Source organism: uncultured Aquimarina sp. (assembly GCF_947500065.1).
GTDB lineage: Bacteria > Bacteroidota > Bacteroidia > Flavobacteriales > Flavobacteriaceae > Aquimarina.
Window position 1 is genome coordinate 1 of sequence record NZ_CANMQT010000025.1, and the last position, 13,191, is coordinate 13,191.

Genomic DNA, 13,191 nt, shown 5'->3' on the forward strand with positions numbered 1-13,191 from the left:
GGCAAATTGAAGGAATGACAGTCGAATATCTAATATGGCGGAAATAAAAAGCGTGTAGTAACATCATCTATTAAATCGGAGCAAAGTTTAGTGCTGAATCGAAAGGTCATTCCCTTTTGCAGTGTCGCTGAATACCCGGTTAATCTGAGCACAAGCTTTTATAAATTTAATAAGAAAGAAACATATAAAAATCAAAAAATACAATAACATTTTTCCCTGCTACAACACAAGTATTAAACATTATTGGCAATACAACAACAACCGTACAAATATTTAAATAATCGTTAATAATCGACATTTCATACCTCACTCATACCTTTTTCCTACCCTAATTATACTCTAATCCTTGAAAACTCAAATTAGATTTGCTCTGAAAGAAATTTTTAATATTAATTTTAGAGGTATGAAAACGAATACAATTTTATTATTCATTTTACTTGCAAGCAGCAATTTTATGTTCAGTCAAGTAGCACAAGATTCTTTGAGTGTAAATTACATTTATGCTCCAAATCATTTTAACAATAGTTTTTCAGCAGAAGAAAGTTGGGAAATCCATAAAGCAGCTTATATAAAACAATTAGAGTCTAAAGGATTGACAGATGATGAAATTAAAAGAAGTATGGTTACTTATGAGAAAGACAAAGAAGAATTTATTGCACGAGTAAAAGAACAACATAGATTAGCAGCAATTCAGAGACAAAAAGCTACTGAACAGAGAAAGTTAGCAGCAATTCAAAGAAAGAAAGCGGCTGAGCAGAGAAGGTTAGCTGCTATTCAGAGACAAAAAGCTGATGAATTAAGAGAGTTAGCAAATATTGAAAGGAAAAAGGCAGACGAGCAAAGAGGAAAAAGCGCAATTCAAAGAGAAAAGGCTAATGAATTAAGAAAACAAGCTGCTATACAAAGAGCAAAAGCTGATGAGCAACGAAAATTAGCTGATATACAAAGAGCAAAGGCCGAAGTGCAAAGAAAGAAGGCTCAAGAATGGAGAAAGAGTTTTAAAAACATTCTCACAAAGAATATAACACTCACAAATCAATCAAATACTAGCAAACCAATAACTTTTAAAGTCATTTCCAAAACAACCTTGCGCATTGGCATCAGAGCACACATAAGTTCAGGAACTACTTTAATTGAAATCTATAATCCTAAAGGGAGTAAAGAGGGCGAACTATCATTAAATTTCAAATCAAAATCTGATTCAAATGAAGAGGGAGAAGGGTTGGAATATACCTCAGGTGTTCTTGATAAAACAATTTCTGGTGCTGAAGTTGGGGAATGGCAAATAAAAATCTCATCACAAAAACCGGAAGGCACTGTGGCTATGTCAGTTGCTCAATATATAAAACCAACTATGGATGAATAAAGTATTAAAAAACACTATAGTCGTTCTCTTTCTAATATTGTGTGGTCAAGCTAAAGCGTTTTCTGAAAGAACTGGTCAAATATCTGGCAAATTGATATTAGACGATTCTTGGGAAAGAAAAATATATGTTTCATATATTAAAACATTCGAGAAAGAATACGCTGTTTCAAATGATTTAATAATTACAAGCGCGGTCATTGACAGTCTTGGTAACTTCAAAATTGATTTGAACAAGATACCAGCTAAATGGTCTTTACTGCGTTTACACGTTGTTAAAAAAGGTGTTTCACCAAACTCTTTGGTCATTGGTAGCAGAGACGAAAACTTTATGTTCTTAATAGCGAAACGAGATTCTGAATTAGAACTATTCAATACGGAAGGTGTACCAATATTCTCGAATACAAAAGTAAGAGGAGCCGATTATATGAATACGTTTGACCACATTAAAAAATTCTCTAATTACCCAAATTCCATAGACTATGAAAATTCAGTAATAGAAAAGGAATTTATAAAGGAGGTCGTTTCAGAAAAGCTGAAAGTGGTGGCAGATACCTGTTCAAATCCTTTGGTATCTCTTTATGCAATCTACCAGACCGATTTTCAATCAGATTACTTAGAAAATCCAAAATTTTATGAAATTTATTTATCGAAATGGGAAAATGAAAACAGTTCATATTTCAAATCTTTTCGACAGAAATTTCCAATTGCTAATAATAGTTTTGCAAACAACAAAAACACAAAATACATTATTTTTTTAGTGAGTATTGTTTGCATTCTTTTGATAAGTGTTCTTATTTATTTTAAAAAGAAGAACGAAAAAATCAAACAATTAAGCGTTCAAGAACGAAAAATCTTTGATTTAATACGAAATGGATTGAGTAATAAAGAAATATCAGCTGAATGTAATATTGAGTTGACCACCGTGAAATCTCACGTAGGAAGTATTTACTCTAAACTAAAAATAAAGTCTCGAAAGGAAGCAATGAATTTAAAAATAAAATCATTGTGAAATTGAAGATGCAAAAATGAGAAAAATTCAACGATGCGTTTAAACGATGTAACAACAATTGAGCAAGAATTAATGTATAAGTTTGGAAACAAAAAAGAGACAAGAAGAATTGATTAATCAACTATAGATACCAATCAGTAAATAAGATGAAAAACCGAAGAAAAGCATAGCTGCTAGCATCGTATAAAATTTATTGCTAGTTCTAGTTACTTACGAAAATTCTTGCAGATTTTTTATTCGGTTTTTATTTGCTAAATTCCATCCTTAACCAAGCAACAAACCTTATACAAACCATTCTATGCAATACAAGAGAAATCCCGATAATCGATGAAAATGAATCAACTTTGGATTAGAGTTTTGGGAATATTCGGAATATTGGGCGGATTAATTTTGTTTGCTGGGGATATGCTTTTATATTATCACCCAACTAGCATGAGTCTAAAACAGAATATGGGTAATGCGTCTGATTTTAGAATTATCGCAAGCGGAGTTTGTGCTTTATTTGCAACTTGGTTTTATATGCTCGGGTTAGGTCAAGTATATTATGCTTTTAAGACGACAAAACCGATTTTCAGAAATGGCGTATTGATTTTTTTTGGAAGTATCTTAATAGCATTTGGGATTGTTCACGGAGCTTTTCTTGCTATTGCAACTGCTTCAAAATTGGCAACAGAACATAATCTTGACATAAAGAAAGCTGCTTTGCTCTCTGAAAAAATAAACGAAATATTGAGATTATTCGTTTATCCAATGGTCAGTATTTTATCTATTCTTTTTATTAGTCAAGTTTGGAAAAGAAAAACTTTATATCCGAGATGGATTATTATTTTTTTTCCGCTCATTCCATTTTTGATCGAAGATTTAGTTACAAAATATTTACCAGGAAATATTTGGATTATAATTAAAGGAGGCTACTTAAATATAATCTTGACAATATTTTTTATCGCATCAACTGCTGCTTTGTGGAATATTAAGAAATCTGAAGCGAATAGCAAATAAAGTATCACGTACAACAATCTACAGAGTTAGAAACTAACTTCGTGTAAAGTCTAATCTTTAACTTGTGTAAACCATGTATCTTAACTAACATAAAAGAGAACTTTGATAAATAGAAAAATTAATTTTAGAACCATTTGGCAAAGAGCTAAGCTCAGACCAAGACTATTACTCTTTGCAGCTCAAGGAGTTTTATTTTCATTATTTCTTTTCATTCCTATCACTTTAATGATGAACTCTCTAAAAGAAAACTTCCCGTATGTTGAGAACATTGAAGAAATAAAATCTAACGGAATAAAAGAAAGTGCAATTCTGACCGAAATTGAGCCAATCGAAAATGTTACTATCAATGGTAATAACCCAACAATATTAACCTATGAATTTGAACTAAATGCACAAAAAGTGCAATCTAAGTTTAGTGTTTTTGACCCAAAAAAAATCCGAAATTTAAAAGAAGGTGATATCATTTCAATTAAACATTTAAAAGAAGATTCAATTGTTTTAGGATATGAACAATACTCTTTTAGTATGGATTTTATGAATTATATCGCAGGCATTTTTTTGCTAATAGGTCTAACCCTATCTTATTTCTTGTATTTTAGAATTAAAAAAGAAATTGACCTATATAAAAAAGGTGAAATTAAAGAGGGTAAAATTGTTTCTATAAGCTACAATAAGGGATTTACATTTTCAAAATTCGGAATATCAATGGATGTTCATTACGAATATGAAAGCCCAAATGGAAATAATAATATCGGCAAATCTCGAACGAATAATTTTGCTTTGACCAATAATAAATCACTTGGAGACACAGTTCGGATTTTGGTTTCAAAAGACGGAAAATCCTCTTGCCTTTATCCTGAACTAATATCTAAAACTAATGGTTGGAAAGAAAAAAACGTATCCAAAAATGGTGTATGAAATATAGTTATTAGAGGCTTCCAAAGAAGTTTAGAGCTTACAACCAAGTTTCTCAAATTCAAAAATTTGGCTTCGTAAAAAATGATAAATTAAAAACAGAACATAAAAATTCGGATCTGTGTTAACCCGAAAAGTTAATATCTTTTCACACGCTACGTTTCATACACAAACCGATAGTTATAATAAGAAAAAATGAAGATTGCATATATACTATTTGATGAAATAACTCTTTTAGATTTTATTGGATTTTATGACCCTATAAAGAATATAAAAACCAAAGGGTTTATGGAAAACCTTAATTGGGATTTGTGCGCCACTAAAAAATCGATAAAAGATAGTTTTGGCCTAGAAATCATTGTCGATAAAATTAAACCTGATTTATCAGATTATGATATGATAGTAGTTCCAGGTGGATATGGAACAAGAAAACTTCAATACAACACAGAATTCATTGAATGGATGAGAACTGGAGAGCACGTTGATTATATAGTCTCAATTTGCACCGGTAGCTTATTAATTGGTGCAGCTGGATTTTTAAAAAACAAAATTGCAACGACCAACTTTAATGAATATAAATCATTGGAAAAGTATTGTGAAAGAGTTGCTCAAGCAAGAATTGTTGATGACAATAATACTATAACAGCGGGTGCAGTCGCATCTTCATTGGATTTAGGCTTGTACGTATCTGAGAAACTTATCGGAAAAGAAAAAACCGAAGAAATAAAAGTAGGAATGGACTATCATCCAGAAAAATTCGAAATAATTACTGTAGCTAACAAAGAACTGAGGTGAAAAACCAACTTTTTCTTCATTAATTTGATACACTATTATTCTAAACTCAAGGAAATCTTAAACAAGTTTATGAGAAGTATAATTTACCAAACGAAAATAGATTATCTATGGTGATCTTGAAAGAGGATGCTCATAAATGTTGAAAAAATTAGAAAAGAATAATGCTTCCTATTAGAAAACAAAACAGCGTACATTATGGATGAAATTATATCAGATTTTAAGAACTTTATGGAATTATATCCTCATTACGGGTATCTAATCGCCGCTATCGGTTTTGGTATTTTCTTAATAGGGTACATCAAAAACTGGAATTGGGTTATGGAATCAGGAGGTGGCTGGAGGAACATAGCATATTGGGAAACCAAATTTGGTAACAAAGCAGTTAGATGGTGTATGGGAATTATAAGTTTCATAGGGATTGGAACTACCTTATTATTATTTACCTATTATGAATTGTACACATAACTATAAAAACACGTTCTTAATAAAATAAAAGTATTTAGAATAAACCACTATGGAACCGGAACACTTAAATAAAAAGGACAAGGAACAGATTGACTTACTAACAAAACGTTTCTTTGATTTATTCACAAATACTGATGATAAAATTCCGAATGTAAAAGCATTAAAAAGTTTCTTCATAAAAGAAGGAATAATCATCAATAACTCCTTCGAAAATCCGCTGATTTATAATTTAGATAATTTTATTACACCTAGAGAAGAAATCTTAACTAATGGAACATTAACAGATTTTAGAGAACATGAGATTTCGGAGAAGACAGAAATATTTAGAAACATTGCTCAACGATTTTGTCATTATAAAAAATCAGGAAAACTAAACGAAAAACCCTTTACGTCTGAAGGAATGAAAACCATTCAATTTATCAAAACTGCTAACCAATGGAAAATATCTTCAGTAACTTGGAGTGATATAGAATAAGACATATCTAATACAAATCTTACAAGATCATAATCAACAAGTTACTAAGACATTACTTTCTTTAGAAACCCATTTTATCGTCAGAAATCAACAAAAACACGATGATTATGTTAAAATTACGGAAAAAGCATTCAAAAATGAAGGAATAAGACTACAAACAAGTAATTGTTTTAATTATTACATGTATTTTGCAGACCTAAATTGCATTTAATCTATTATCCCCAAAATAGAATATATGAAAAAAACTACTTTTGCTATATATTTATTGACTCTTTGGAGTCTCTGTTGTTTTTCTCAAGAAAAATCCATTGATAGTATACTTCCTACAATCAAAACTCCAAAAGATTCTATTGCTTTTGATAGCGCCATGAAACACTTCAAACAACTTTGGGTGCAAGGAAAGTATGAAATTGCATTATCCTATGAGGATAAACTATTGCCTCTTTCTAAAAAAATACATTATAACAAAGGAATTGGAGATGTATACACTCAAATTGGGAATGTTTATAATTTCACCCAAAAACACATAAAAGCATTTCATAATTATGATAAAGCCATTATCTATTACAAAATAGCTAATTATCCGAGAGGTCTGGCGATCATAAATAATAACAAATCTACAATAGAACAAGGAAGAGGGAATGCTGAACAAGCAATACATTATATCTTAGAAGCTAACTTATATTTCGAGAAGGTAAAAGATGGTTTAGTTTTATCTAGCACATACAATAATATGGCTAATATCTATTCCGACATTGATGATTTTGAACTGGCAGAGAAATATTATAAAAAATCAATCGCTTTAAAGAAAAAACATAATTCAAAAAAGCTAGGAGCTTCTCTTAATAATTTAGCTTTAGTTTATATTGCTCAGAAAAGAATGGATAGTGCTGAAGTACTAACTAAAGAATCTCTAAAAATTAGTAAAAGAAACAAAAGTACATTAAGTGAATCATTAGCTTATAATAGACTAGCATCTTTAGCATTAGACAAAAAAGAATATCAAAAATCAAAAAAATATTACGACTCTTCATACAACGCCGCTCTAAAGGCACAAAATAAGAAAGTTGCAGCTAATGTAAAACAACAGTTAGCTTTGATTGCTATAAAGCTAAAAAATTATGAAGAAGCAGAAACTCTTCTAAGAGATGCTCGCAAAGAACTAATAAAGCTAAAAACCACCCCCTTATTACTTACGAATTATCAATATTCGGCCTCATTAGATTCAGCGAGAAATAATTTTACAGGAGCATTTAACTGGCAAAAAAAATATCAAGAAATAGCGGATCAAAACTCATCTAATGAAACCGTAGAAAAAATCACGCAAGCAGAAGCGCGTTTCAAATCTGAATTGGATCAACTTAAACTTCTTGAAGCTCAAGAAAAAAGAGAACTTCAGACTAAAGAAGAATTATTTCGTTACAGAATATTTACTTTTATTAGCCTAGGAGTTTCGATACTCATATTGGTATTTTTAATATTCTTTATCAAAACCCGTAGAGAGAGAAAAAGATATATTAAGGAATTAAACGAATCTAATCAGGTAAAAAACAAATTATTCTCAATCATCTCCCATGATCTCAAAAATGAAATCCATGGCTTAGACGGAACACTAAACTTACTAAAGGAAAATGCTATTAGTACGGAAGAGTTTCAGGAAATTGTTCCTTTGCTTGCGAATAGAACGCACCAAACCTCTATCATGTTGAACAATTTACTGAATTGGTCAAAATCACAAATGAAAGAACTAAATGTAAAGCCTACAGAATTTAACATCGAAGATGTGATTCATAGCAAGTTTACTTTTTTTGAACCTAAAGCAGAACTTAAAGATATCAAACTCAATAATCAACTTGATCCCACGATGGTATTTGCAGATAAAGATATGTTTTCTATTGTATCCCAAAACCTAATCGCTAATGCAATCAAGTTCTGTAATCCTGGAGATTCGATTACACTACTTTCTAAAGAGAAAGAAGAACATTACGAAATTTGCTTTCAAGATACTGGAGTTGGCATCCCTGAAGAAAATCTGGGGAGGCTTTTTGCAGAAGACACATTTACCACAGAAGGAACACAACAGGAAACAGGAACGGGACTTGGCCTAAGAATATGTAAAGAACTCATAGAACTTAATGAAGGTGAAATCAATGTAAAAAGCATCCTCGGTGAAGGAAGTACTTTTTGTATCACCTTACCTAAAGCTTCTTAGATAATTGAACACATTGTCTATTTCTAAAAGTCTCTAATTTTATATATAACAAGTATTCTATTTTTCATCTTAAAAGAAAAAATAGTATTTTTACAACATTACATTGTTATTTTTTACCGAAATAACTTAAAATGCTCCAAACATGAACAAGATTTTTTTAACCTTATTAGCCGGAATGTTATTCTTAACATCCGCATCTGCTATCGCGCAGAAAAAGACACTACATGACAATAGTTATCATAAAATCTCGGGAACTACCCAAGAAATTACTGATGAACTCACAAATATGTTAGGCCTGTCTAAACAACAACAAGCAGCTGTTTATCAACTTTTTGAGAAACGAAAAAATAATGCTAAATCTGGAAGTGGCAACGCTATTAGTAAGGGAGAATCACTTGATAAAGAAATGGAAAAATTATTAAGACCTAAACAGTACAAAATCTATTATAGAGAAACCAGACAAGGTAGAACGTAGTATATAAAAAATCAAAATATATAAAAGCCGATCTTATAGGATCGGCTTTTACTTTTTATAAACTTTTTGCAGTGATTGAAACAGCTTTTATAGTTTCATCAAGATCCTGATAGGTCAATGCCTCTGTAATGAACCAAGTTTCAAAAGCACTTGGTGCAATATAAATTCCTTGATCTAACATTCCATGAAAGAATTTCTTAAAGGTATCATTATTTCCTTCTGCGGCGCTTTCAAAATCAACAACAGGATTCTCAGAAAAATGAACCGAAATCATAGATCCTACTCTGTTTATAGTATGGACTACATTATTCTCTTCTAAAACCTTAGCGATCCCTTTATGAAGATATTCCGTCTTTTTAGCAATACTATCAAAAATTTTAGTTTGATCATTTAATTCAGTGAGCATGGCTAATCCTGCAGCCATTGCCAATGGATTACCACTTAAAGTTCCTGCTTGATACACTGGGCCTAAAGGCGCTAAATGATTCATAATCTCGGTTCTTGCCGCAAAAGCACCAACCGGTAATCCTCCTCCTATTACTTTACCAAAAGTTACAATATCAGCATCTACTTCAAATAATTCCTGTACTCCTCCTTTTGCCAATCTAAAGCCTGTCATTACTTCGTCAAAAATCAAAAGAATATCATGAGCATCACAAAGAGAACGTAAACCTTCTAAAAAACCTTTAACAGGTGGAATACATCCCATATTACCTGCAACTGGTTCAATAATAATACAGGCTATTTCATCTTTATTAGATTTGATAATGCTTTCTACATTTTCTAAATCATTGTATCTGGCAAGCAATGTATCTTTTGCAGTTCCTTCTGTCACTCCAGGGCTATTAGGGCTACCAAAAGTAACCGCTCCACTACCTGCCTGAATCAGAAAAGAATCACTATGTCCGTGATAACACCCAGCAAATTTGATGATCTTATCTTTTTTAGTAAACCCTCGCGCCAATCTCACCGCACTCATACAGGCTTCAGTTCCAGAATTTACAAATCGTATTTTATCAATATTAGGTACCATAGATACCGCTAACTCGGCAATCTTAGTTTCGATTTCCGTAGGCATTCCAAAACTGGTTCCTTTTTTTGCTTTTTCAATAACAGCATTCACCACCGGTGGATGTGCATGACCCAAAATCATTGGACCCCAGGAATTGATATAATCTATCAGACGATTTCCATCTTCATCATATAAATATGCGCCTTTTGCCTCTTTTACAAAAATAGGATCACCTCCAACTGCTTTAAATGCACGAACTGGTGAGTTAACTCCTCCAGGAATCACTTTCTGAGCCGCTCCAAACAGAGCACTACTTCTTTTATAAATCATATTGGATTAAAATTCTTCAGAATCATCATCTGGTTCTTCTACCTTCAGTACTTGTCCGATGACGATTGCATTATCTTTTAAATTATTATACGCTTTAAGTTCCTCAACTTTAATATTATATCTTCTGGAAATAGAATATAACGTATCTCCCTTTTTAACAACATACGCTCCTTTTTCTACCTTAAAAACTTTTGGTGCTTTTGGTGCTTTTTCTGTTTTAGGTCTTTCCGCAGTATTTGTTTTTCCTAAGACCTCTGCATCATAGGTATACAGATTATACCTCTCTATAATACTTATTAACTTAACCGGATATTTTTTATCTGTAGCATATCCAGCCGCACGAAGACCGTATGCCCAAGATTTATAATCATCTTGTTTATAGGTAAAAAGCTTTGCATAGCGTTTCCTGTTTTTTAAAAACAATGAATGATCTCTAAACGAGTGACTAGCTTTTTCGTATTTTCTAAAACATTCCTGAGAACGATCATCATCATGATATACTCTATCTCCAGTCCAGTCGTGACATTTGATCCCGAAATGATTATTAGCTTTCCCAGTCAGTTCACCATAACCCGCTCCAGATTCTAAGATTCCTTGGGCTAAAGTTATACTAGCAGGAATTCCATATTCAGTCATCTCATGCTTAGCGATGCTGGCATATTCAAAAATATAATTCTGAACTTTTTCTTTGTAAGAAACCGCAGCAAGTGGTTTTTTGGGTTCCTCTTTTGTCCTTTTTACTTCTTTTACCTCTCTATGTACCTCAGCCTTTCTCGGAGAATGAGTATTCGTCTTTCTTGTAGTAGTTGCTTTTTTACTACCTCCACACGAAATCAAGAGTGTAGTAACACAAAACAACATTATAATTTTCCTCATGTTCATATCAAATCATAATAAGGGGAAATTCCTTTTTTTCTAACTTCTTATTCATCCCCGCAATACCTTGTAATCCTCCGGTATGAACGGCTAAAATACGAGTATTTTTTGTAAAAGCCCCGTTCTTTATCCTATCAAAAAGTCCATACATCATCTTTCCGGTATAAATGGGATCTAAGGCTATATTTTGTTCTTCTCTGAACTTATTTATAAACTCTATTAACTCTAAATTTATTTTACCATATCCCCCAAAATGATATTCTTCAATTAAATTCCAGTTAGTTTTTCGGGTGTATTTTTCAATTTCTTCAGAAAGAAAACTTCCTTTTAAAGCTGGGAATCCAATAATGTTCTGATGCCCTACACTGGCATTAATAATGCCCGAAATCGTTCCTCCAGTTCCAACAGCACAACAGATATAGTCAAAAATTTCATCCCTAGTTGTTAAAATTTCTTCACATCCTTTGACAGCTAAAACATTTGTTCCTCCTTCGGGAATACAATAAAATGAACCAAATTCCTTTTTTAATTCCTCTAAAAAGGATTCTGAAGCTTTTTCTTTATAATTTGCTCTACTAACAAATTTTAATTTCATCCTATTATCGGTTGCAAACCGCAGTGTGTCATTTTCTGATAAGGTATGATTTAAATCTTTTGCTAATTCTTCTCCTCTGATAACGCCAATAGTTTGTAATCCAACTATTTTTCCTGCTGCTGCAGTTGCCGCAATATGATTACTATATGCTCCTCCGAAAGTAAGAATGGTTTCAAACCCTAATTTTTGGGCTTCTATAAGATTATATTTCAGTTTTCTAAACTTATTCCCAGAAACATAGTCATGGATTTGATCTTCACGTTTTATAAATAATGATACTTCAGCCTCCTTTAAGATAGGGTCAATTATTTCCTGATTTCTAGACGCTTGTACTTCCGAAGAAAAAAAATCCATGTAACCGTTTTATACGAAGTTGTGCAAAATTACGATTAATAATCTGATAAAGTATCCCCTACAAATATTTGATAAAGCTCCAGAGTTTTCGATTTTTTAAATAAGAAAGTTCTGTTTCCATCTCATATGCTTCTCGCTCAAAAGAAATATTGCGATATGCTTCTCGTGAATTTCGATACTGAAATAATCGAATAATATACTCTGTGAGATACACGAAATAAAATGGGATCACCAATAACTCTAACTGTTGTTTTAAGTGAATTCTTTCGTGATTTATAAAAACCTTATCTTTTTTTAGATGATGATCTTTTACCACAATAAAAGGCCAAAGTGCGATTCCCACAAAATGACGTCCTATCAAATATTTGTTAACTACAATTGGCATCTTACCGCAAGATAGTATTTTTGTGGCGATGAACAACCCAAAAAAAATACTAAAACCAGAAGAAGGAGATTACTATCTTACTCCTGAAGGGTATCGATGTTTTACAGAACAGTATCACCTAAAAAGAGGGTATTGCTGTGAGAGTGGATGCAGGCATTGTCCATATGGTTATGATAAAAAGACAAATAAATATACTAAAGAGTAGCTTCTATAGTACTCATGGTATGATTGTTGTGCCTATTTTATTAAAAAAATATTGTTGAACATACAAAATATAGGACTATGAAATTTTTCTCTCTTTTATCATTAATCCTTATCATAACCCTTAGCTCTTGTTCTAGTGTTCGGGTGGCTTCTGATTATGATAAGCAAGCTAATTTTGACGGTTATAAAAGCTATGCCTTTTTTAAACCGGGAATTGACAAAGCTGAAATTAGTGACCTAGACAAAAAACGCATTTTAAGAGCTATAGAAGCAGATATGACTGCGAAAGGATTTACTAAATCTGCAAATCCAGATGTATTGGTTAGTATTTTTACTAAGACCAAAGAAAATGTAAACATATACCAGAATAATTTTGGATTTGGTTACGGATGGGGATGGAATCCTTGGTTTTGGGGAGCAGGTCAAAATACTGTTTCCAGAACTACTGAAGGCACATTATACATTGACTTGATAGATGCTTCAAAAAAAGAATTAATCTGGCAAGGTATGGGGACAGCTGCTTTAACCAAAAACGTAGACAAGAAGCAGGAAAAAATGAATCAGATTGTAACTGCAATATTAGAAAAATATCCACCTCAGGCAAGATAACAAGGCTTGTGTTTTATAAAATCAAGAGAGGCTGTCTGAAAAGTAGTTTTCTCTGTCATTTCGATTTCTATGACGAAACCAAACGATTTTCAAATTTTTTATTTGATTTAATAAT

15 protein-coding genes are annotated in these 13,191 nt (G+C 32.0%); 11 read left to right on the plus strand and 4 right to left on the minus strand.

The features are described 5' to 3' along the window. The first annotated feature begins 346 nt into the window (after positions 1–346). The 9 genes from Q0975_RS28055 (at position 347) to Q0975_RS28095 (ending at position 8,711) form a co-directional block, all read left to right on the plus strand. Complete coding sequence (locus Q0975_RS28055) at positions 347–1,366, plus strand: hypothetical protein (RefSeq protein WP_299444219.1); 1,020 nt, start codon at positions 347–349, stop codon at positions 1,364–1,366. Beyond that, positions 1,359–2,375 (plus strand): helix-turn-helix transcriptional regulator, encoded by a 1,017-nt coding sequence (locus tag Q0975_RS28060; protein WP_299444222.1) that lies wholly within the window; start codon positions 1,359–1,361, stop codon positions 2,373–2,375. The genes Q0975_RS28055 and Q0975_RS28060 overlap by 8 nt, the downstream gene beginning before the upstream one ends. A 327-nt stretch (positions 2,376–2,702) precedes the next feature. Then, on the plus strand, positions 2,703–3,374 hold the full coding sequence (locus Q0975_RS28065; protein WP_299444225.1) for a DUF6796 family protein: 672 nt from the start codon (positions 2,703–2,705) through the stop codon (positions 3,372–3,374). 102 nt (positions 3,375–3,476) lie between these two features. Continuing rightward, positions 3,477–4,292, plus strand: coding sequence for a hypothetical protein (locus tag Q0975_RS28070; protein ID WP_299444228.1), 816 nt, complete (start codon positions 3,477–3,479; stop codon positions 4,290–4,292). Between the two features lie 192 nt (positions 4,293–4,484). Further along, a complete protein-coding gene (locus tag Q0975_RS28075) occupies positions 4,485–5,084 on the plus strand; it encodes a DJ-1/PfpI family protein (protein ID WP_299444231.1) in 600 nt (199 codons plus the stop codon). A 195-nt stretch (positions 5,085–5,279) separates the two neighbouring features. Next, positions 5,280–5,549: an immunity 17 family protein gene (locus Q0975_RS28080; RefSeq protein WP_299444234.1), complete on the plus strand. Its 270-nt coding sequence runs from the start codon at positions 5,280–5,282 to the stop codon at positions 5,547–5,549. Between the two features lie 49 nt (positions 5,550–5,598). Further along, entirely contained in the window at positions 5,599–6,024 is a 426-nt protein-coding gene (locus Q0975_RS28085; protein ID WP_299444237.1) for a hypothetical protein, read from the plus strand. Between the two features lie 235 nt (positions 6,025–6,259). Continuing rightward, a complete protein-coding gene (locus Q0975_RS28090) occupies positions 6,260–8,236 on the plus strand; it encodes a tetratricopeptide repeat protein (protein ID WP_299444240.1) in 1,977 nt (658 codons plus the stop codon). Between the two features lie 142 nt (positions 8,237–8,378). Next, entirely contained in the window at positions 8,379–8,711 is a 333-nt protein-coding gene (locus Q0975_RS28095) for a hypothetical protein (protein ID WP_299444243.1), read from the plus strand. A 55-nt stretch (positions 8,712–8,766) separates the two neighbouring features. On the opposite strand, the gene hemL is transcribed toward Q0975_RS28095, so the two are convergent. Genes hemL through Q0975_RS28115 form a run of 4 tightly spaced genes read right to left on the minus strand, consistent with a single transcriptional unit; the run spans position 8,767 to position 12,263 of the window. Then, complete coding sequence (gene hemL, locus Q0975_RS28100; RefSeq protein WP_299444246.1) at positions 8,767–10,053, minus strand: glutamate-1-semialdehyde 2,1-aminomutase; 1,287 nt, start codon at positions 10,051–10,053, stop codon at positions 8,767–8,769. 6 nt (positions 10,054–10,059) lie between these two features. Then, on the minus strand, positions 10,060–10,929 hold the full coding sequence (locus Q0975_RS28105) for a glucosaminidase domain-containing protein (protein ID WP_299444249.1): 870 nt from the start codon (positions 10,927–10,929) through the stop codon (positions 10,060–10,062). 7 nt (positions 10,930–10,936) lie between these two features. Continuing rightward, entirely contained in the window at positions 10,937–11,878 is a 942-nt protein-coding gene (locus tag Q0975_RS28110) for a pyridoxal-phosphate dependent enzyme (protein ID WP_299444252.1), read from the minus strand. 58 nt (positions 11,879–11,936) lie between these two features. Continuing rightward, positions 11,937–12,263, minus strand: coding sequence for a hypothetical protein (locus tag Q0975_RS28115; protein ID WP_299444255.1), 327 nt, complete (start codon positions 12,261–12,263; stop codon positions 11,937–11,939). 28 nt (positions 12,264–12,291) lie between these two features. Between Q0975_RS28115 and Q0975_RS28120 the strand changes: the two genes are divergently transcribed. Together Q0975_RS28120 and Q0975_RS28125 are read left to right on the plus strand one after the other, a co-directional pair. Continuing rightward, entirely contained in the window at positions 12,292–12,468 is a 177-nt protein-coding gene (locus Q0975_RS28120; protein ID WP_299444261.1) for a DUF5522 domain-containing protein, read from the plus strand. A gap of 77 nt (positions 12,469–12,545) precedes the next feature. Beyond that, entirely contained in the window at positions 12,546–13,076 is a 531-nt protein-coding gene (locus Q0975_RS28125) for a DUF4136 domain-containing protein (RefSeq protein ID WP_299444258.1), read from the plus strand. Positions 13,077–13,191 lie beyond the last annotated feature (115 nt).